This window comes from Pseudoalteromonas sp. C12FD-1 (assembly GCF_037414265.1).
Taxonomy (GTDB): Bacteria; Pseudomonadota; Gammaproteobacteria; order Enterobacterales; family Alteromonadaceae; genus Pseudoalteromonas.
The window spans coordinates 216,616-237,341 of sequence record NZ_JBBEVD010000071.1; the positions used below are offsets into that span (position 1 = coordinate 216,616).

Genomic DNA, 20,726 nt, shown 5'->3' on the forward strand with positions numbered 1-20,726 from the left:
GGCTTAGTAAAAAGCTGATCTGCGTGTAGATAAAGATCTGATCTTAACCAAGTATAAAGGTGATCTGCTTTTTTTTACATTATTTATAAATATCATATAGTTATATAGCTATTATACACCTTTAACCTTTATTACCTTATATATTTAACCACCTTTAAACTTCTTTATTTATACTAAGCAATCTTAAAGGTGTAAAAATATTTTTAAATGTCTTGTTATTAAAATGCATGTCGCCTTAAATAGTTGTTTACAGGTATTTGAATGGACATTATACTAACTGCCTAACTTTGAGGAAGAAAGTATGTCTATCAATAATAACGCGCTAAGTACTTACCGGCTTTTAAAAGCAACAGCCGAAGTTGCTGAAAAATCTTTAAAAGGACGCATACAACATTACCGCGCTCATCTTAAATCAGAAGAAAAAGAATTAAGAACTTACACCCAAAAAGCGGCAGCAGATTTATTAGGGTGTAATAATCGCACCCTTAAACGCCGCCATGACAATGGTGACTTTGATGATTTAAACATTAAGCGTGGTGCAAATGGGCACTATGCTTACACGTTAGTTAATATTTTTGCTATGGCCGATATCATGGATATTCAGCCTGATCACCGCACTGCTAACGATAAACTCCAAGTTATTGTTATTAACTCACTTAAAGGTGGGTGCGGTAAAACAACCAGTATGGTTAATATCGCTGCTGCGTTGGCGACGACGAATATCAAACGTTATCGTATTGGTATTATTGATTTAGATCCTCAAGGTTCATCTTCTAGCTTTTTCCCTTCAAACGACCATGACCCTGTTACGGTAGGCGACTTAATGCGTGATTGTATTGATTTAGACGAAGGCGAAACTTGGCCGGAGTTTGTTTCTAGTGCTTTTGTAACTACGCATATTCCAAATATTCGTGTTTTACCCTCAGGTATGGATGATTTTTACTTTGAGCACGAGACCGCTACACTTTTAAAAGATACCTCCAATTATGAGCAAACACGTCATTATCATAAGCTTTTAGAAAAGGTTATTGAGCCGGTTAAAGACGAATTTGATATTATTTTAATCGACACAGCTCCTACACTTAACTTTATGTTTTATAATGCTTTAATGGCTTCTACAGCAATGCTTATACCGGTTCATCCAGAAGCTGTAGATTTTGATGCTAACAATAAATATTTAAAGCGTTTAGGTGAGATTTACCACACTGTTGCGGCACTTGGTCATGAAGGTTGGGACTTTATGCAGTTTTTAGTGACTAATTACGTTAAGGGTAATCATTCACAGCGAGATATTGTTAAAGATGTACGTAGTGCGTTTGGCCGCCAGGTTATGAGTTACCCAATTAATCACAGCTCGGCCATTACGGCTAGTTCATCGTCTTTTAATACCATATTTGATCAAAAAGCATCGGATAGTTTAGCAAGTCGCGAGTCTTTATTACGCGCGCAAGAAAATATTAAAGATGTTGTGGACGAACTAGAAATGCTTATTCGTTCTAATTGGGAGTCAACCCAATCATCACTTAACAACACTAAGTAAGGATGTTACATAAAAATGGCTACAAAACGTAAAAACGACACCCGCTTAGATCCATTTGCAACTGCCGTAGGTAATAGCAGCCTCGATGCATTACTTGAGCAAGCAAGCGCTGGTGATGTAATAAGAATGCCTGCGCCAAGCGACCCTACACGCGAAATAACCTTAGTGTGTAAAGTTATTGCTCATGCAGATATTGAATCTAGCACCACGGTTTACGGTAAAAATCGTCGTGTACAAGCGCTATTAAACGAAAAGTCGGTTTCTGATATTTTACCCGCAATCAGTGAAGATGGACGCAATCAACACCCTGCTTTACTTTGGGATCAGGGAAATACTAACTTAGTACTTGCTGGTTCGCGTCGTCGCAAGGCATGTATTTTAGGTAATGCCGATTATTTAGTTTTAAGCTCACCTGATTTTACTGATCAAGACGCTAAAATTTTGGCTGTATCGTCAGATCAGTACATAGCCCCGAGCCTTTGGGAACTAGGCCAAGCTTACCAACAAACTAAAAACGATCTTATTGAGCAAGGTAAAAAAGGCTCTTATCGCGAAATTGCCGCTATTGAAGGTGTATCGCACACCGCAATTGCAGATGCCATTAAAGCGTACGAGCAAATACCGGCAGATGTAATCTCACTCTACCCAACGGCTAATCACGTAGGCAGAGAAGTCGCTAAAAAGCTTGTTAGTGCAAAGGAGCGCGACGAGAATGCGTTTAACGCCCTTGTCAGCGAATTACATACAGACAATGAGATTAACGCCATTACAAGCGATGACAAGCGTGCAATGGCAATTACTAAACGGTTAACTACCGAGCCTAGCACGGTGGCTAAACGTGAAGCTGTATTTGAAAACAACTTTATAAACGTACAACGCAATTTAAAAAGTGGTGACGTATCTATCAAAATAGATAATAAAGTGTTGACGGACAAACGCTTAGAACAACTTACTAAGCTATTAAGCGCGTTTAATTAGCCCAGTATTACTTAGTAAAATAGTGATCTTAAAAGCCTGTTAGGTTAGTTAAATTCTGATCTAATGGGCTTTTTACTTAGTAAAATCCTGATCTTTTTTTCTATTTAAAACCAATAAATCCCTCATTTTTGCTCTAAAGATCACATTTTTACCAACTGAGTTTAGTTTTTAAGACTATTTAATGCGCGATCTGTTTTTGTTAGTAAAAAATTGATCTGTAAAGCCCCTGCGTTGTTAATAAGTTGTTTGTAATATGTGTGTTTGCTGTTTACCTGTTATTTTTTGGCAGTTAAAATGCTATAAAGCACGTATAAACCGATTTTTTACTAACCTATCAGCTCCAACCAGTTTATATAACGTTAATATTGCTTTTGCTGTGCGCAGTTAAAGAATATACTGGCAGAATTATTTTAAAAATTTAATGCTTAGAGTGACATGTCTGCTAACTTATCAAAAAATGATTTACTGGCTATTTTTGAAGAAATAAAAAATGAGCAGGCAACCTTGTTCCCTCTATCTGAGCGCTTTATAAAAAAGCTGTTTAGGCCTAACGTACTCGAGAAAGGCAAAGAGTATTATAAAAATGGCCAAATTAGTTGGTTAGAACATAGCAGTGACTTTGCTGTTATTGATTCAACGGTACAAGGCGACACCGGATCAGCATTTAACCAACGAATTGAGATCAGTAAAGTACCTACTGGTTACTCTGTTGATTCGCATTGTACCTGTAATGCTAAAATCAAATGTAGGCACTTAGCCGCTGTATTATTTAAACTTAAAATAGAGCATTCAGGTGAATACGGTGAAGATTACTTTATTAACGATTGGTTTAGTGAGCTGACAGCACTTAAAAGTGTCGATGCTAAAGCCCCTTCGCAAGTTCTTTTATTTGTATTAGATATTGAAAACAATAAAGTATTTTTAACGCCAAAAATTGCCAATTACGACAAAAATAATAATTACACGCTTGGGCGCAATTTAACTGAGCAACAATTAAATAGCTTTGTAACGCCAAATGATTTGCTCGAAAGTGACTTTAGGCTGTTTAGTTGGATTCGCTCACAAAATGCTGTGGGTAATTTAGAGCTAAAAGGTCAATGGGGTTTTAGCGCTTTACAACAATTAATTGCCACCGACCGACTATTTTTACAACGCTCTCGAGTGGCTATTAAAGCCCAAACTGGGCAATCCCTTAACTTTAATTGGCAGCAACAAAACGAGTTATCGCAATTAATTACTGAGCTTGAACACAGTAAAAATTGGGCTCTAATAAAAACCACGCCGCCTGCTTATTTAGATCTCGATCATTTTAAAGTAGGCCGGATCAGAACACAGCTTAGCGCTGACGAAATAGCACATTTGCAATCTATTCCTGCACTGCACGATGCTAATTTTGATCGCATTTATACACAACTTGCCGACAATTTTGGGGCCGGTGTTATTCCGCATCCGAATAACGAACAAGTTAACGTTAAGCAACTTGGTAATGCTGTTTTAAAAGCCACTATGAATGAGCAAGGGCTTAAAGTTTCGCTATTATTTAAATATAAAAATAAAAATTATTTAGCGGGAACAGCACCTGCGAGTTTAATAAACAGTGCATTTGAAAACACAGTAACAAATGAGTTAGTAAATTTAGGTTTTGATTTTTGTAAAGGGGGTTTACAAAGTGAGTTTATATTTAATAAACAATCACCTATACATTTACATTGGCTTGTTTACGAAGTATTCCCTGGCTTTAAAAAGCGTGGCTGGCAGGTAACTCAAACTAAAGTAAATGTAGCCGATCCCAAAGGGCACGTTACACTCGATGTAAACCGTGCTGCAGGGCACCAAATGCATTGTAAAGTGCAATTAAGCGATGCCAAAGCTGCTGTACTTTTTAATACCGATGACGCCACGTATCAATCGTTAAACCGCCAAAGTGAGCTGTTTTATTACTACCCTGTTGGGCGTCAATTTGGTGTTATTAGTAAAGCCGCCATTAATTTACTGACCGAATTTAAGCAACGCTTTGAATTTGTAAAAACACGCGATGAATTTAATATCCCGCTTTCTTATTTACCTGAGCTGGTAAAGCATACCGCAGTTACTATAGACCTTCATGATGACTCATTGGAGCGTTATCTTGATGAGTTAAACAACACCGAGCAGGCAATGCCAGTGGTGCCCTTACACGGTTTAAATGAGTCGGTAACACTACGTGAATACCAGCAACAAGGCGTTGATTGGCTTAGCTTTTTAAAGCGCCACCAATTAGGTGGCATACTTGCTGATGACATGGGGCTTGGCAAAACGCTACAAGTTATTGCCTTTTTAGCCAGCAGTTTTAATCGCCCGCAAGCGGGGCCTACTCTTATCGTGTGCCCTACAAGTTTGGTCAGTAATTGGCAAAACGAAATAACCAAATTTGCTAAAAGCCTTAAGGTAACCACTATTTTTGGCTCGCAACGTAATGAGCCTTTACAACATTTAGCGCAAGCGCAATGTATTTTAACTACTTACCCATTATTAAAGCGTGATATTGCTTATTACTCGCCACTTTATTTTGAAAATATTATTTTAGATGAAGCGCAATATATAAAAAACGATACTGCACAAGTCTCGCGCTTAGTTAAGCGTTTAAATGCCGACTTTAAGTTATGTTTAAGCGGTACGCCTATCGAAAATAATTTGTTTGAGCTTAAGTCGTTACTCGACTTTGCCATGCCTTCATTACTTGGCTCGCAAGCTCACTTTAAACAGCACTTTCAAACTCCTATTGAACGCGAAGCCGATTCAGAGCGAGCTGAGCAACTAAAAGCGCTTATTATGCCGTTTATATTACGCCGTACAAAAGCGCAGGTAGCGCAAGAGTTGCCACAAAAAACAGAGCTGTTAAAAGAGTTTGAGTTTGAACCTAAGCAAAAAGATATGTACCAAGGTATTACACGCGCCCTAGAAGAAAAGCTCATCGACTTATTTGCTGAGCAAGGCGCACAAAAAAGTAAGCTCGCATTTTTAGAGGCGCTACTAAAACTAAGGCAAATTTGTTGTCATCCAAAATTAATTGAGCCAGAAACACAAGCAGGTTCAGCAAAATTAGAATGGCTAACTACGCATTTGCCGTTAATGCTAAGCCTTGGTCGTAAAGTGATTATTTTTAGTCAATTTACCTCTGCGCTCGATTTAATTGCAGAGCGTTTAAACGACATAAATATTAATTTTAGTATGCTAACTGGGCAAACGCGTCATCGCGACAAAGTTATTAACGAGTTTACCAGTGGCAAAACCTCGGTGTTTTTAATCAGTTTAAAAGCAGGCGGTACTGGGCTTAACTTAACGCAAGCCGATACGGTTATTCATTTTGATCCGTGGTGGAACCCAGCTGTAGAAAAACAAGCCACCGATCGTGCTTATCGCATTGGCCAAACAAATCCAGTCTTTGTTTATAAGTTAATTATGAGCAACTCAATTGAGCAAAAGGTATTTAAAATGCAGCAAGATAAGCAAGCGCTTGTTGATGCATTATTTACCGATAAATCAATGAGCTTCACATCATTTGACGAGCAGCAAATGCTATCACTTATAAAAAGTTAAATTTTTAAACAAACAGTTGAACTAATTTAATACGAGGGCGTCTACTATTATGCTTGTTGAATAATTGCAGTTATCACAAGCTTCATGTTGATTTCCCTGATTGGTTACTAAATTTAGTAATGATTGAGCCAGCTCCTTTTAAGCTGGCTTTTTTTATGCCCACATTTTAATTTTTAAATTATTTATATTTTTATGTGAACTAAATTTAATGTGCGGCGTCTACTATTATGCTTGTTGTTTAATTGCAGTTATCACAAGCTTCATGTTGATTTACCCCGTTTAATTACTAAATTTAGTAATGATTGAGCCAGCCCTTTTAAGCTGGCTTTTTTTATGCGTGTATTTCTCCTCTACCCCACACGATACTAATTCGTTATGATGGCATGTCTCTAAATTTTATAAGTTTATTTTATGTTTACTCAGCTATTAACGCATATAGATTGGTTAAGTGCCAGCGCAGGGCTCGCAACAGGGCTAGTACTATATGGCCTAGTGTCGCTCCCTTCTCGTAATAAGTTAAAACAACAAATTAGCGAGCAGCAGCAACAGTTATCGTTATTACAAAACCAGTACGACAATAAACAGCTGCAATACACGGCCTTATCTGATGAGCACGAGCTGCTCGAGCAATCCCATCAAGAGCAGCGCGACGAAGCGCAGCATTTTAAAACTCGCTTTAGCGAGCAAGAAAAACAAAGTGTTCAGTACAATCATTTTTGGCGTAAAGCTGAAGGCGAACTTAGTGCCTTGCGAGAGCAATATAATCAGCGCGATATTGAGCTTAATAATATGCGCACTACGCTTGAGCAAAAGCAGCAAAACTTTACCGAGCAGCTTGCACAAATAGAGCAAAGCAAAAATGTGCTTAAAAAAGAGTTTGAAAACCTAGCGAATAAAATTTTAGAAGAAAAATCGCAAAGCTTTAAAACGCTAAACCAAGAAAGCATTGAGCAACTATTAAAGCCAGTTCAAGGGGAATTAAAAGGCTTTAGAGATAAAATGGAATTGATTCATGTTGAAGATTTAAAACAACGTGCAGCCCTTAAAGCTGAGCTACTGCACTTGCAAGCTAAGAGCCAAGCTATTACCGAGCAAGCCGATAAACTTAGTAATGCCTTACAAGGGCAAAAAAAGATGCAAGGTAATTGGGGCGAACTGATGCTCGAAAACGTACTCGACAGCGCAGGCCTGCGCGCAGGTACTGATTACAAACGCGAAGTATCGTTTAATACCGAAGACGGCCGACTGCGCCCAGATGTAGTGGTGTATTTACCTCAGGGCCGCCACTTAGTGATTGATGCTAAAACGTCGCTAAATGCTTATACCCGCTACGTTAATGCCGAAAACGAGCTAGAGGCTAGCCAATCAATTAAAGAGCATGTAAATGCTGTTACCGCGCGTATTAACGAGCTTGCCAGTAAATCGTACGATCGTCTCCCAGGTATAAATTCGCCTGAAGTGGTTATTATGTTTGTGCCTATAGAATCTGCATTTGTAGAGGCGCTTAAATACCAAAGTGATATTTACCAACAAGCCATCGAAAAAAATATTCTAGTTGCCACACCAACCACCCTACTTACCAGCTTAAATATTGTTAAACAGCTGTGGCGCTTTGAAGAGCAAACTAAATACTCTAAAGAGCTGGCAAATCGTGCCGAGCGCTTTTACAACAAGCTCAATGGCTTTTTAACAAGTATGGAAGGTGTTGGAAAACAACTCGACCGCGCAAAAGAAAGTTACGATAAAGCTTTTTCACAGCTTTACCGTGGTAAAGGTAACTTAATTAAACAAGCGTCAGAATTTAAAGAGCTAGGTGTATCTGTTCAAAAAGAGTTACCAAACGACAGCGTAGAAAAAGCCCAGTTAGAGCTGGATTAGCTCTACTTTTTACAAGCAAAAGGTTTATGGTTCTCTTTGCTTAGGTTGCAATTAATTGAGCTCACGGTAAAAAGTATGAAAACGATTTTTAATTTGTTAGATGAAATCATTACTCAATTTCCTGAAGTTAAAGCGTTAATGAGCATCTATGATGAAGATGAAACCTCGTTTAGAATGGAGGCATTTTCTAAAGCCACAACACACGCTTTTGCTCTTGGTAATGTGGAGCAAGCCCTGCGTTATTTAAATTACATGGCTAAAAAACTAATAAACGCTGAGGCAAAAGTAATTGAACACATAGACGTATATTACGTAGAAACATTATTTTGGGGCGCTAGCCCCCACACTATTGCGCTTGGGTGGCCCTTGGTTCCGGAAAGTTTACAAACGCTTTATATTAATTTTCATGGTAAAGCGCCGCTAAAATAATACAACTAAAGCTCTTGTGTACTAGCTTACGGCTTTAATAATCCAACTCATTCAACAATTCATTTATTTTTTCATTGCCAATACACTCTCCGTTAGACCAGCTTGCAGTAAGCAGGGTAATTAAACTACCAATACGCTCTGATTTAAGCTGTAGCTGTTCTATCAGTGCGTTGGCCTCATGTTGTTTTTGAGTGAGACGCTCAATAATAGCAGTGTGATCAAGCTCTTTATTTGGTTTACGTAGTGTGGGTATTTCTTCAAGCGAAAACCCTAAGCTTTGTGCAAACTTAATCATTTTAAGCTGCTCAACACTGCTTGTTGTGTATTGGCGATAGCCATTACTGTTGCGTACGCCCGCTGGCAGTAAACCTATGCTTTCGTAATACCTTATAGTGCTGGCTGCCGTCCCACTTTGTTTAGCTAGTTCACCTATTTTCATTGCTGTTTTTTTGCCTAAAATGACAGTTGACCTTAAAGCTGACTTTAAGGTTATAGTGCCTGTAATGTCAATTTATGGTTTACCTAATGTCTAAAAATAAACAACACCCTGTATTAACCCCTTTTACCCTACCAAGTGGTTTAACGCTTAAAAACCGAGTAGTAAAAGCCGCAATGGAAGAAAATCTCGCAGAGGCCGACTTAACCCCATCGCAGGTGCTTAAAAATGTATATAGCGAATGGGCAAAAGGCGGTTGCGGGTTAATTATTTCCGGCAATGTGATGGTCGACCACCTTGCAATGACAGGCCCAGGGGGCCTAGCACTTGAACAACAAACAGATATAACGCCTTTTACAGAACTAGCACGTTTAGCACAGCAAAACGACTGTAAAATTGTCATGCAAATTAATCACCCCGGCCGCCAAGTATTTAAAAAAATGGGCGGTAAAGCGCTTAGCGCCTCTGATATTGGGCTTAATATGGGCAAGCACTCGCACTTATTTGCACAGCCAAAGGCGATGGATAAAAGCGAGATAAATGATGTTATCGCCCGATTTACTCAAACGGCACAACAAGCTGAAAAAGCAGGGTTTAATGGCGTACAAATACATGCTGCACATGGTTATTTACTCGCACAGTTTTTATCTCCTCTGACTAATAAACGTAATGATGAATGGGGCGGAAGCCTTGAAAACCGTGCCCGCTTATTACTCGAAATTACCAAAAGCGTTAAAGCACATTGTAGCGAGAGTTTTTCGGTATCAGTTAAGTTAAACTCTGCTGATTTTCAGCGTGGCGGTTTTGAACCAAGTGACGCGCAAGCGGTTGTTGATATGCTAAGCGTATTAAAGGTTGATTTTGTGGAGCTTTCGGGTGGCAGCTACGAAGCACCTGCTATGCAAGGCCAAACAGGGGATGAGCGAACACTTGCACGTGAGGCGTACTTTTTAGAGTTTGCTAAAGCAATTAGCGAGCAGTCAAACATACCCATTATGACCACCGGCGGTATTAGCCGACTAGATGTGGCAAATAAAGTTATTAAATCAGGCGTTGCAATCGTTGGTATGGCAACAGCACTGGCATATCAGCCAAATTTGGTTAATGCGTGGCAAAGTAATTCAGCGCAGCCGCTGATAATGCCAAGTGTTACTTTTAAAGACAAAACACTTGCAGGGCTTGCCACTATGGCACTGGTAAAAAGGCAGCTTCGCCGCCTTGGCCAAGGCAAGCACGTTAAGGCAAATGCCTCAGCTATTTTTACTATAATAAGCGACCAAATACGCGCTGCAAAGCTTACAAAGCGCTATCGTAAACGCTTTGCTAAAGAGCTTAATTAGCTTTATCTATGCTACGCTTGAAAGCGTTGATTGATGGGCGTTTGCATACGCCCAGTTAACGCACTCTTGCGCTAAAATAGTGATGGTATCTAAGCAGATATCGGGCGACTGCTTAGCTTGTTCATTTAATACTAGCGGTATTTCGGTGCAGCCAAACAGCACGCAATCTGCCCCTTGGGCAAGCATTAAATCGTAAGCTTTGCTTAATAAGCTGCGCCCTGTATTTAAATCCCCTGCTTTTACAGCGGTTATACCATCCATAATAGCAATTTGCTGCTGTGTGTTTGGCTCAATAAAATCAATATTGTGCTGCTCAAATGCGTTTTGATAAATGCCCATATTTAGTGTGGCTGTAGTAGCTAGAATACCCACCTTTTGCTTATTAGTAGCTTTAACCTGTTTAATAACACTTTTTACAATGCTAATAGTGTGTACATCGGCATTTTGAGTTAGTGCGTCGTACCAGTAATGCGCGGTATTACACGGAATAACAATACAACTTACCCCTAAGCTTGATAGTTCTTTAAAGCCTTTTTTAAGCTCAAAAAATGGGTTTTCGTCTTCAAGGCCCATTAAAAATTTTGTTCGGTCAGGAATTTGCGGGATATTCCTTATAAACATAGGTATGTGCTCTTGATCATTTTTAGCAGGTGATAACGCTATTACTTGATTCATAAATGAGGCGGTAGCCAAAGGCCCCATTCCGCCTAATACACCAAGAGTTCTGAGCATGATTGCATTCCGGTTATTGAATTTATAGGTTTAATTTATAGTGTTTTATTTAGTTTGAATAATGCTATTATTTTACAGCCCATGCATAACTTGCATAACTAGGTGGTTGCTATGAATATTGAAAGTAAATGGTTAGAAGATTTTTTAACGCTCTCGCATACAAAGAGCTTTTCGCAAGCGGCAAAGCTTAGGCATATTACGCAACCAGCCTTTAGTCGGCGTATAAAAGCCCTTGAAGATGCGCTTGGCGCAGCGTTAATTGACCGAGAAAACCTACCTATTACCCTTACCCCAAGCGGTAAAATATTTCATATAACAGCGCGTAATTTAATAAACCAAATGAATACCTCGGTTAGCATGCTTGAGGAGTTATCGGTGCAGCAAAATTATTCTGTAAAGGTTGCGGCTGCACATTCTTTAGCGAGTTTTTTAACCTTAAAACTCGCTAATTTTCAAACGCAAGATGAGCGCGATATAGTACTTAACCTTGAAGCAATAGACGTAGATAAAGCCACTGAAGCGCTAGAGCAAGGTGAGTGCGACTTACTTATCGCCTTTGATAACGAACGCCTTAAACTGCCGCCGTTTAGTCATCAAAAAATAGGGAATGCTAAGTTATTACCTGTTAGCGCCTGTGACGAGCAAGGCAAAGCCTTATATAACCTAGAAAGCGCAGCGCCTATACCGCATTTAGCCTACAGTCTCGACTCCTACATGGGCCGGCAATTAGAGCCAATTATATCGGGCGCTAAGCTTAATAAAGTGTTTGTTTCATCCATGACGGAGCTTTTAAAAGTACACGCAGTTGCGGGTAATGGTATTGCCTGGCTGCCCGACTACGTTATATCTAATGAGCTTAAAAATAATACCCTTGTAGTTGTAGGGAGTGAGCACCACTGCGTGCCAATAACTTACTATGCGTATAGGTATCATGCGGCTTTGCACCCCGGTGGCGAAAGCGTATGGAATAAATTAACCGAGCTTAATATAACCTAACTGTAAACCCCCGTTACAGTTAGGCGGTTTAGTGTACGAACCTTTGGCTTAGCATTAAGGTTAACCAGCTAAAAGGCAAAAAATAAATGTTCATTGGCACTATTTACAAATTAAATAGTGCCAAAGCTTAAGTAACCTGAACTCTGGATAATAAATCTATCTCGAGCAGCTATTTTCAGCGCTAACTGCGTTGAATTTACTTGCAATAGGCCAGCTATTGACGCGTAAATTCGCCTTGTTTTCACTAAAAATCTCTGGCTAGAGAGAATAAATTTAAATATCCAACTAATTCAAAATGTTAGTAAATCTCTTAACCAGAGCTCGGGTTAAGTAAGTTTAAAAGCCAAATTTACCATTATTGTTTTGCCATTGTGACTTAGCAGGAATAGTTTGAATGGTGTCCCAATGTTCTACAATTTTGCCATTTTCAACACGAAATAAGTCATAAAACGATACGTGTTTATTCATAAATGTACCTTCGTTTACTGCCAGTACAAAGTTGCCTTGGCCTAAAATAATATGGTTTTTGCTCACTACCATTGGCATGTTTAATTTAGCTAACTCACCCAGCGCCTTACCTAAGCCGCTTAAATCGTCAGCTATTGCTGGGTTATGCTGAATATACGCGCCTTTTTCACTGCTAATAAAGTTGTTTATCTTTGCCATGTCACCGTTGATCAAAATGGTATTTACAAAGCGTTTAACCAGCGCTTTATTAGCGGCTGTTTTATTTAAGTCGGTTATGGTTGTTGCACCATCTAGCTGAGTACGACCACTTGGGTTGGCAGGGGCTATAGCTTGTAGGTTGTCCCAATGTTCTATAATTTTACCGTTCTCAAACTTAAAAATATCAAAGCCTACTTTTGGGCCAAAAAAATTATATTCAGTATGGGTTACTGCATAGTTACCATCTTCAAAGGCGCGTTTTACTTGCGCTTTTGCACTGCCTTTTGGCAATTGTTGAATTGCTTGTGCAAAACCAGCCAGGCCATCTTTAACGTCTAAGTTATGTTGTGTATATTGGTTTGGGTTTATGTAGCTAATCGCTTTTGTATCGCCTGTTTCTATGCTTGAAATAACCGCAACGGCCTTATCTGTAATGCTTAGCGGTGCTTGTTTTGTGGTATTTTGTTCGATGCTTGCACATGCACTTAAGCTAATAATTGCTGTGGCTAAAATACTGCGAGTAAATAGTGATAGTGGTTTCATTGTAATGCCCTAATGTGTTTGTATAGGAGCATTTTATGTAATATTTAAAATGTACAGTAGAGTGTAAATGGGCGCTAAAATGGTTAAAGTCGAACCTAAGCCATTATTATAAAATAGCCTTACTATGAGCTGTCTGAAATTGGCTTGGCGTAACCCCTGTGTGCTTTTTAAAGTACTTAACAAAGTTGCTAGCGTCATCAAAGCTAAAGTCGTAGGCCAGCTTTTGGGTTGTTATATTACTTATAACTAGGCGGCGTTTTATTTCTATTAAGGTAAACGCGTCAATCATTTGCTTTGCTGTAAGGCCGGTACTTAATTTACAAATACTATTAAGGGTTTTGTAGGTTGTATGCAGTTTGTTTGCATACCAGTTAGCATCGCGAATAGTTAAAAAATGGCTCTGTAGCAACTTATAAAAAGTACCCAGTTTAATGCTTTGCTCTGGGTTGATATTGTCGTGGCGCAGCTCTGGGCGTAGCCTATGTAATCCTAAAGCCAGCGAGCTAAATAAATACATAACAATGAGTGGGTCTGATTGCGGGTGTGCAATTTCTATTTCCATTTCGTTTATGGCATTTATTACCCGCGCTTGGCTATGTTTATTTAGCTTAAGTAATGGCGAGTGTTGTTGGCTTAAATGAGTTGGCGTGTAATTAGGTAAGCGCATATTGGTGTGTACACGGTCTAAAAATGTTTGCGTAAATAAAACCACATAACCAGTGGGTTGTTTTGCAAAGTCGAACGCGTGTACTTGATCGGGCTGTAAAAAAATAAGTGTGCCTGAATCAAACGGATATTGAATAAAATCAACCATGTGACTACCGTTGCCTTGCTCTATACAAATAATCATATAAAACGAAACCCGATGCGCCATTTGCGGATCGTGGTCGTGGGTTTTACCCCCATACAAATCGCTCAGGGGCAATATTTCAAGCTCTGCATTTGCCGACTTTTCGTGGTTAAAGCCAATGTTGGGTATATCCATTCGCACTTATTTTTGATGTGTTTTATAAAGTGTATGTGAGTTAGCTTGGGCTTATCAAGTACATTAGGAGTTATTAAACCATTTTTTATAAGGCTGGTACTTGTCGTACAGTACATTAAAAACGTAGGTGTATATGAGTATAAACACTAAAAAGCTTGCCTCTAGCATAATGGCTGTAAACCAACTTACATTTAAATACCAAGCAATTACAGGAAGCGTTATTACTACCATACCTAGCTCAAAGCCACATGCATGAGTAATACGCGTTATTAAAGTGCGCTCTAAGCGGTTATGGCCTGCTAATTTATCAAAAATAATGTTGTAAATATAATTCCAACACATAGCAAATAACGATAAACCAATCCCTACTACACTCATTTTACCCGCTTCAAACCCCGCAAATAGTACAGTGCTTGGTATTACAATGGCTAAGGCTATTATTTCAAACATAACAGCCTGAAAAATACGTTCTAGTGTGTTCATAAATAACTTATTTAAAGAATGACGATGTGGGTATTTTCATTCATTATTAAGATATTAAATAGTTAACTAGTATCGGTAAAAGCGATATGTTTAGTGTTGAACAATTACATGCATTTGTAGCAACGGTTGATTCGGGGTCGTTTTCGGCAGCAGCAAGGCAATTAGGTAAAGCGCAGTCGGTAATAAGCCAACATATAATTAACCTTGAAATAGACTGCAATGCTACTTTATTTGAGCGCACGGGTCGCTATCCACAATTAACCCAAGCGGGGCATAAATTACTCCCTCATGCACACGCTTTATTAAATCAGCATCAACGGCTTTTAAATTCGGCTTTAGCATTAAACGACTCAACCCCAAGTGAGGTAACTATAGCCTTAGATGAAGGGATACCATTTAGCGCTATGGCAAGCGTTGTTGAGGAGCTAAATAATGCGTACCCAAATGTAACGCTTGAATTTTTAAGCGCCTCAAGTCTCGATATTATTGATTTACTAAAACAAGAAACCCCACTAACAGGCATTATTTTTAGTGAGCTGAATTTACCCACAAATTTAGATTATGAGTGCATAGGTAGCGTTAACTTTGATTTATATGTGGCTAAATCGCACCCATTGGCAAAAGAGGCTGTAAAAAATATTGATAGTTTACGCTTATATAGACAGCTGTTAATTCGCTCGCGTAATACGCAAACCAGTAGTTTTCAGCTAAAGGTAAGCCCCGACGTACTTTTTGCCGACAACTACTACTTATTACTGCAGCTAACATTACAAGGGCACGGCTGGTGCCTACTACCAGAGCATGTTGCGCATGAGGCACTGCAGGCTAATGAGCTCGTTAGGCTACCCATAGAGTTTGAAAAAATGCAGTGGCACGCTAATGTTGATATTTTGCAGCACCAAAAATACAGCGATCTCGCTATTTTTAAAACACTTAGAAAGCAGCTTCGAAATATTTTATAACGCTTATGTATGAGTTTTATTATGGATTTTTACATCCATAATAATTGGGTGTTTTGTCTCTTTTTTAATAGCGTTGGTAAAGCCAAAATAGCGTCATCAACACAGAGTATTAACTAGCTAAAGAGGCAACTCCCATGAAAGCAATTGGATATCAAAAAAGTTTACCAATCGAGAACGACCTATCACTACAAGACATTGAACTTGAAACGCCAACAGCAGACGGCCACGATATTTTAGTTGAAGTTAAAGCGGTATCGGTTAATCCGGTTGATTTTAAAATTCGTCAAGCAATGCCAGCGGCAGATGGCGAATATAAAGTAATTGGTTGGGATGCAACTGGGGTTGTTAAATCAGTTGGCGAAAACGTTTCGTTATTTAAGCCAGGCGAAAAAGTATGGTACGCCGGTGACATTACTCGCTCAGGCAGTAACGCGCAGTTTCAATTAGTTGACGAGCGTATTGTTGGCCATATGCCAAGTTCGCTTTCGTATGGCGAAGCCGCTGCATTGCCGCTTACCAGCATTACTGCGTGGGAGTTATTGTTTGACCGTTTAAACGTAGCTAAAAATGATGACTCTAAAAGCATTTTAGTTATTGGAGCCGCCGGTGGTGTGGGTTCAATTATGGTACAGCTGTTAAAGCAGCGTACTAAATTAAATATTATTGCCAGCGCCTCTCGCCCCGAAACAATATCGTGGTTAGAAGATTTAGGTGCCGATACTATTGTTAATCACCGCAATCTATTAAGTGAAGAGTTTGCAGCTAAAAACTTAAGCGAAGTAGATTACGTAGTAAGCTTAAACAATACAGAGCAACACTTACCTGAAATTGAAAAAGTAGTGAAGCCACAAGGTCAATTTGCACTTATTGATGACCCTGAAACACTTAATATTGTGCCATTTAAAAATAAAAGTGTGTCGGTACATTGGGAGCTTATGTTTACTCGCTCGTTATTTAAAACCGACGATATGCAAGAGCAGCACGTTATTTTAAACAACGTAGCCACGATGATTGACCAAGGGCAAATTAAAACCACGGTAGGTGAGCACTTAGGTAAAATTAACGCTGCCAATTTACGCAAAGCGCATCAGCACCTTGAAACCCAAACATCGAAAGGCAAAGTGGTTTTAGAAGGTTTTTAAGCTACCTTACGTATAACGTTTTTTTGAGTATACAGGCCCCTAACGGGGCTTTTTTGTGGCTGTTATACCAATCCGCATAATTAAGTGATCTATTTTGAGGATGGCTAAACGTGTTGATAGCAAGGCAAAAAAATCGCTATTTAGTTGTTCTAAATGAGAATTTTTTAACGCAGATAGCGACACGTTTAGCCCCTGAAAATGATTAAGTATTAATGCGGATTGGTATTAATTATATAACTGGTTGTAATTAGGAATATGGTTAACCCAAAATGCAGGGCTGCCAATATACTCTTGTACAGTTTTTATAAATTCGCTTACCAGTGGCGTTTGTTTACGGTGCGGATACAATGCATAAATACCAGTGCCCGATGCGCTAAGCTTATAGTTGGTTAAAAGTGGCACTAACCCCATTTCGTCTATGGGTTTTTCTAGGTTAAATAAATCAAGCATTACATACCCAACACCAGCTTTAGTTGCATCAAGCATGGCGCGTACGTCACTTACTTTATAATTGCCCTTCATTTTGTGGGTTTTGAATTCATCACCATGAGGTTGTGTGCTTAATTTAACTTGATCTAGGCTTACATCGCCATTGCCGTAAACTATTGCAGGCAAAGCTAAAAGCTCCTCTGGTGTATTTGGCATACCATGGCGCGCTATAAAATCGTGCGAGGCAACCAGTGCAAAATGCATGTCAGATATTTTTTTTGCCATTAAGTTTGAGTCGTCAAGTTTGCCAATTCTAAATGCTAAATCGTAATGGTCGCTAATAATATCGTTGCGCTTATCATCAAGCATTAGGGTAATTTTTACCTCTGGGTACTTTTGCATGAATATATTAATAACAGGCTGAATATACTGTTGCCCAAAAAACATGCCTGAGGTAATGCGTAAAATGCCTTTAGGTTTGGCTTGGTACGAGTCGGCAATATTGTGAATATCACTAAGGGTATCTATAAGAATATGCGCTTGTTGGAGTATTTCATCCCCTGCTGAGGTAAGCGAAAACGAGCGCGTAGACCGGTTAAGTAATTGCACACCTAAGCTGCTTTCAAGCTTTTTAATTTGCTTAGAAAGTGATGAGTTATCCATATCGTTTAATGCGGCAGCTTTAGCAAATGAGCCTTGTTGTACTACATCTACAAATAACGCTAATTGATTGGTTATCGACATGTCATTCTCCTAAATCCCAATAAGGTATATCGCCATAATAGCCACTCGAAAAATCAACAAATGCACGCACTTTACTAGGCAAAAACTGCCTGTTTGCGTATACCATGTAAAGCCCCATAGGCTCTGGCTCATGGTTTTGTAAAATACGCACAACTTTACCTTGGGCTAGTGCCTCACCAGCTATAAAGGTAGGTTGCATAGCAATGCCGCCACCTGCAATGGCTGTATTTAGCAATAAATCGCCGTTGTTAGCCACTAAATTGCTTTCAAGTTTAAACTCGCTTTTAAGCTCATTGACTCCTGTAAGCCTTTTAGCCGGCTCAGCGTTGGCGTAGCGTAAATAGTTATGCTGTTGAAGCTCTTGCAGTGTAGTGGGTGTACCGTGCTGCTTTAAATACGCAGGCGATGCAAATACCGCTAAGCGTATAGGCGCTATTTTTTTAGCAATAAGGGATGAGTTTTTTAACACCCCAATACGCAGCGCTATATCAATGCCTTGCTCAACTATATCTATAAATTGGTCAGTGAGTTTTAAATCTAACTTTAAATTTGGATATTGCTTTTGAAACTCAACCAGCAGTGGTGCTAAATGCTTAACCCCAAACGACATAGGCGCACTAATACTCAGCACACCCGATACGTTTTCGCTTAAGTTGTTAAGCGAATTTTCCATATCGTCTATATCGCCAAGTACTTGTAGGCAGCGAGTAAAATAGTGATCCCCCGCCTCTGTGGTGCTTACTTTTCGTGTGGTGCGGTGCAATAAACGGGTAGACAGCCCCTCTTCCAGTGCTGATACATATTTACTCACCAATTGCGGCGATATATCGAGTTTATCGGCGGCTTTAGAAAATGAACCCTCTTGCACTACGCTCACAAAAGTTTTCATGGTGGTTAGCTTGTCCATAATTAACAATACGTTGTTTGTAATTTATAAATAAATAGCACATTTATCACCAAATTAAAAAGCAATAAAATGGCTATATTAAAATAGATTAATACCAATTCGCTTAATTAAGTGATCTATTTTTAGGATGAAAAAACGTGTTGATAGCTAGGCAAAAAATTTGCTATTTAGTTGTTCTCGGCAATTGCTCCTGCATTGCTCTACCTTCTGCATCCATGCAGTCGTAAATGAGAATTTTTTAACACAGATAGCGACACGTTTAGCCCTGAAAAATAATTAAGTATTATTGTGAATTGGTATCATTAGGAATTAGCATGACTCAGCCCGCTTTATTTATTTCACATGGCTCACCAATAATGGCAATTAAGCAATCGGCTACCTCTAATTTTTTATCATCGCTTGGTCAAACGCTTAAAACACCGAGCGCTATTATTATTTTTTCGGCCCATTTTGATGTTGCTAACAATGACACAAGCAACAACATAGTGATTACTGCAGGGAAAGCGCCCAAAACCATTCACGACTTTTATAATTTCCCTGCACATATGTATAACATTAAATACTCCGCACCGGGCGAGCCTTCACTTGCTAACGTTATTGCAGCGCGCTTTAAAGAAAAAGGCATAGAGGCCGAGCTTAATGTAACCCAAGGCTGGGATCATGGCGTATGGATACCTCTGCGCTTAATGTACCCACAGGCTAATATTCCTATAGTGCAGGTGTCTATAAATACGCGTTTAGGCGCAAAAGCCATGTACGAATTCGGGCAGTTACTTGCCCCACTTCGCGAGCAAAATATATTAATTATTGGCTCCGGCGGGATTAGCCATAACCTACCCGAAATATTTAAAAAGCCACCTACACCTAATCGCGTTCAAATGGTAAAAGCGTTTACCCAATGGGTTGAACAAACGCTTTTAGCGCAAGACACAGCTGCTCTGTTAGATTATTTAAACCAAGCACCCCATGTATTATTTAACCACCCTACCCAAGAGCACTTTTTACCATTATTTGCCGCAATGGGCGCAGGCGGCACACAGGTTGAAAAGGTTTTTAGTGATACCGAAATGGATATTTTAGCGCTCGATGCGTATCAGTTTTATTAATTTTAATTAGTACAGTGCAAGCACCTAGTCGTTTATTTAATCAAAGTGTAATGGGGGTTTACATTCGGTGTTGTATATTACAGATTATTATTAAAGCGGATATCAAACATACACTAACTATATAGCGTATGTTTAATATGCCGCATGGAAGCATTTATTAGTAATTTGTAATGACAAACTCGTGAAAGCCTTCAGTTTCAGCTGGCTCAATTTTATCAACACGCGCTACATTTAAATTCAAAAACAAATTTTTCCAAAACGTCAGCGCCAAACTATCTTCTAGGTATACAGATACATGCCATTGATTTCCCACGGTTAACATTAAGCGTTGTACTACACACTTAGCAACTCCCTGTTTTCGATATTTGGGAAGAATAAAAATATCTGCCAATTCAGGCATTTCTTTGCCTGCAATCTCGGTCGGTTCAACAGTAGCAAAGCCTGCAATTTGATTTGAAACGACAATAAGGTAAGCAATGCTATCCTCTTCGCCACGAACGACGCAATCAAGATACTCATCATCAATATCAAAGCGGCCATTGGAATCAACATCTTCTAAATCAAACACACTTTGGTGATATTGGTAAAACTGCCACAACATTTTTACCGCTGCGGTATCAGTTAGTTCAGCTTGGCGTATTATAATTTCCATTTTATGCCTTATATTGTATTTCTACGCTTTACGCAGTGTGAGTTATTTAATCGTTTATTGGGTTGAAACTCATACGCTTTGTAACGGAGTCGATGATGTTTATGCAAGGTTGCTCATTTATAAGCTGTATCAAGCCAATTCTATTAATACCCTTTTCAAAGTCAAGCCCCAGCGTTGATCTGTATTTACTTAGTTTCAA

At 39.2% G+C, this 20,726-nt stretch carries 18 protein-coding genes; 10 read left to right on the forward strand and 8 right to left on the reverse strand.

Going from position 1 to position 20,726, the window contains the following annotated elements; all coding sequences use genetic code 11:
• The first annotated feature begins 301 nt into the window (after window positions 1-301).
• From WDB87_RS13335 to WDB87_RS13355, 5 genes are all read left to right on the forward strand, one after another.
• Window positions 302-1,540, forward strand: a complete 1,239-nt coding sequence (locus WDB87_RS13335; RefSeq protein WP_004586301.1) for an AAA family ATPase — start codon at window positions 302-304, stop codon at window positions 1,538-1,540.
• A gap of 15 nt (window positions 1,541-1,555) precedes the next feature.
• Window positions 1,556-2,518 carry a transcriptional regulator gene (locus WDB87_RS13340; RefSeq protein WP_286248273.1) on the forward strand — a complete coding sequence of 321 codons (963 nt, stop codon included), beginning with the start codon at window positions 1,556-1,558 and terminating at the stop codon, window positions 2,516-2,518.
• A 435-nt stretch (window positions 2,519-2,953) separates the two neighbouring features.
• On the forward strand, window positions 2,954-6,097 hold the full coding sequence (locus WDB87_RS13345; protein WP_337850109.1) for a DEAD/DEAH box helicase: 3,144 nt from the start codon (window positions 2,954-2,956) through the stop codon (window positions 6,095-6,097).
• Between the two features lie 411 nt (window positions 6,098-6,508).
• Window positions 6,509-7,975 (forward strand): DNA recombination protein RmuC, encoded by a 1,467-nt coding sequence (gene rmuC / locus WDB87_RS13350; RefSeq protein ID WP_337850110.1) that lies wholly within the window; start codon window positions 6,509-6,511, stop codon window positions 7,973-7,975.
• A gap of 75 nt (window positions 7,976-8,050) precedes the next feature.
• Window positions 8,051-8,404 (forward strand): DUF7674 family protein, encoded by a 354-nt coding sequence (locus WDB87_RS13355; protein ID WP_337850111.1) that lies wholly within the window; start codon window positions 8,051-8,053, stop codon window positions 8,402-8,404.
• A gap of 34 nt (window positions 8,405-8,438) precedes the next feature.
• On the opposite strand, the gene WDB87_RS13360 is transcribed toward WDB87_RS13355, so the two are convergent.
• A complete protein-coding gene (locus WDB87_RS13360; RefSeq protein ID WP_337850112.1) occupies window positions 8,439-8,843 on the reverse strand; it encodes a MerR family transcriptional regulator in 405 nt (134 codons plus the stop codon).
• 86 nt (window positions 8,844-8,929) lie between these two features.
• Between WDB87_RS13360 and WDB87_RS13365 the strand changes: the two genes are divergently transcribed.
• Window positions 8,930-10,180, forward strand: coding sequence for an NADH:flavin oxidoreductase/NADH oxidase family protein (locus WDB87_RS13365; RefSeq protein WP_337850113.1), 1,251 nt, complete (start codon window positions 8,930-8,932; stop codon window positions 10,178-10,180).
• Window positions 10,181-10,186: 6 nt separating this feature from the next.
• Here the strand turns inward: WDB87_RS13365 and WDB87_RS13370 are convergent, their stop codons facing one another.
• Window positions 10,187-10,912, reverse strand: coding sequence for an aspartate/glutamate racemase family protein (locus tag WDB87_RS13370; RefSeq protein ID WP_337850114.1), 726 nt, complete (start codon window positions 10,910-10,912; stop codon window positions 10,187-10,189).
• A 111-nt stretch (window positions 10,913-11,023) separates the two neighbouring features.
• Here WDB87_RS13370 and WDB87_RS13375 point away from each other — a divergent pair, with 111 nt between their 5' ends.
• Window positions 11,024-11,908: a LysR family transcriptional regulator gene (locus tag WDB87_RS13375; protein WP_337850115.1), complete on the forward strand. Its 885-nt coding sequence runs from the start codon at window positions 11,024-11,026 to the stop codon at window positions 11,906-11,908.
• A gap of 336 nt (window positions 11,909-12,244) precedes the next feature.
• On the opposite strand, the gene WDB87_RS13380 is transcribed toward WDB87_RS13375, so the two are convergent.
• The 3 genes from WDB87_RS13380 to WDB87_RS13390 form a co-directional block, all read right to left on the reverse strand.
• Window positions 12,245-13,117 carry a nuclear transport factor 2 family protein gene (locus WDB87_RS13380; protein WP_286248289.1) on the reverse strand — a complete coding sequence of 291 codons (873 nt, stop codon included), beginning with the start codon at window positions 13,115-13,117 and terminating at the stop codon, window positions 12,245-12,247.
• 106 nt (window positions 13,118-13,223) lie between these two features.
• Window positions 13,224-14,102 (reverse strand): AraC family transcriptional regulator, encoded by an 879-nt coding sequence (locus tag WDB87_RS13385; protein WP_337850116.1) that lies wholly within the window; start codon window positions 14,100-14,102, stop codon window positions 13,224-13,226.
• A 63-nt stretch (window positions 14,103-14,165) separates the two neighbouring features.
• Window positions 14,166-14,585 carry a PACE efflux transporter gene (locus tag WDB87_RS13390; protein ID WP_337850117.1) on the reverse strand — a complete coding sequence of 140 codons (420 nt, stop codon included), beginning with the start codon at window positions 14,583-14,585 and terminating at the stop codon, window positions 14,166-14,168.
• Window positions 14,586-14,671: 86 nt separating this feature from the next.
• Here WDB87_RS13390 and WDB87_RS13395 point away from each other — a divergent pair, with 86 nt between their 5' ends.
• Window positions 14,672-15,547, forward strand: a complete 876-nt coding sequence (locus WDB87_RS13395) for a LysR family transcriptional regulator (RefSeq protein ID WP_286248295.1) — start codon at window positions 14,672-14,674, stop codon at window positions 15,545-15,547.
• A 134-nt stretch (window positions 15,548-15,681) separates the two neighbouring features.
• Window positions 15,682-16,689, forward strand: a complete 1,008-nt coding sequence (locus tag WDB87_RS13400) for a zinc-binding alcohol dehydrogenase family protein (protein ID WP_337850118.1) — start codon at window positions 15,682-15,684, stop codon at window positions 16,687-16,689.
• Between the two features lie 225 nt (window positions 16,690-16,914).
• Here WDB87_RS13400 and WDB87_RS13405 read toward each other — a convergent pair whose 3' ends face one another.
• Window positions 16,915-17,862 carry a LysR family transcriptional regulator gene (locus tag WDB87_RS13405; protein WP_337850119.1) on the reverse strand — a complete coding sequence of 316 codons (948 nt, stop codon included), beginning with the start codon at window positions 17,860-17,862 and terminating at the stop codon, window positions 16,915-16,917.
• A gap of 1 nt (window position 17,863) precedes the next feature.
• Window positions 17,864-18,769 carry a LysR family transcriptional regulator gene (locus WDB87_RS13410; RefSeq protein ID WP_337850120.1) on the reverse strand — a complete coding sequence of 302 codons (906 nt, stop codon included), beginning with the start codon at window positions 18,767-18,769 and terminating at the stop codon, window positions 17,864-17,866.
• A 314-nt stretch (window positions 18,770-19,083) separates the two neighbouring features.
• On the opposite strand from WDB87_RS13410, the gene WDB87_RS13415 reads away from it, so the two are divergent.
• A complete protein-coding gene (locus WDB87_RS13415) occupies window positions 19,084-19,875 on the forward strand; it encodes a DODA-type extradiol aromatic ring-opening family dioxygenase (protein ID WP_337850121.1) in 792 nt (263 codons plus the stop codon).
• A 157-nt stretch (window positions 19,876-20,032) separates the two neighbouring features.
• Here WDB87_RS13415 and WDB87_RS13420 read toward each other — a convergent pair whose 3' ends face one another.
• Complete coding sequence (locus tag WDB87_RS13420; protein WP_337850122.1) at window positions 20,033-20,527, reverse strand: GNAT family N-acetyltransferase; 495 nt, start codon at window positions 20,525-20,527, stop codon at window positions 20,033-20,035.
• Window positions 20,528-20,726 lie beyond the last annotated feature (199 nt).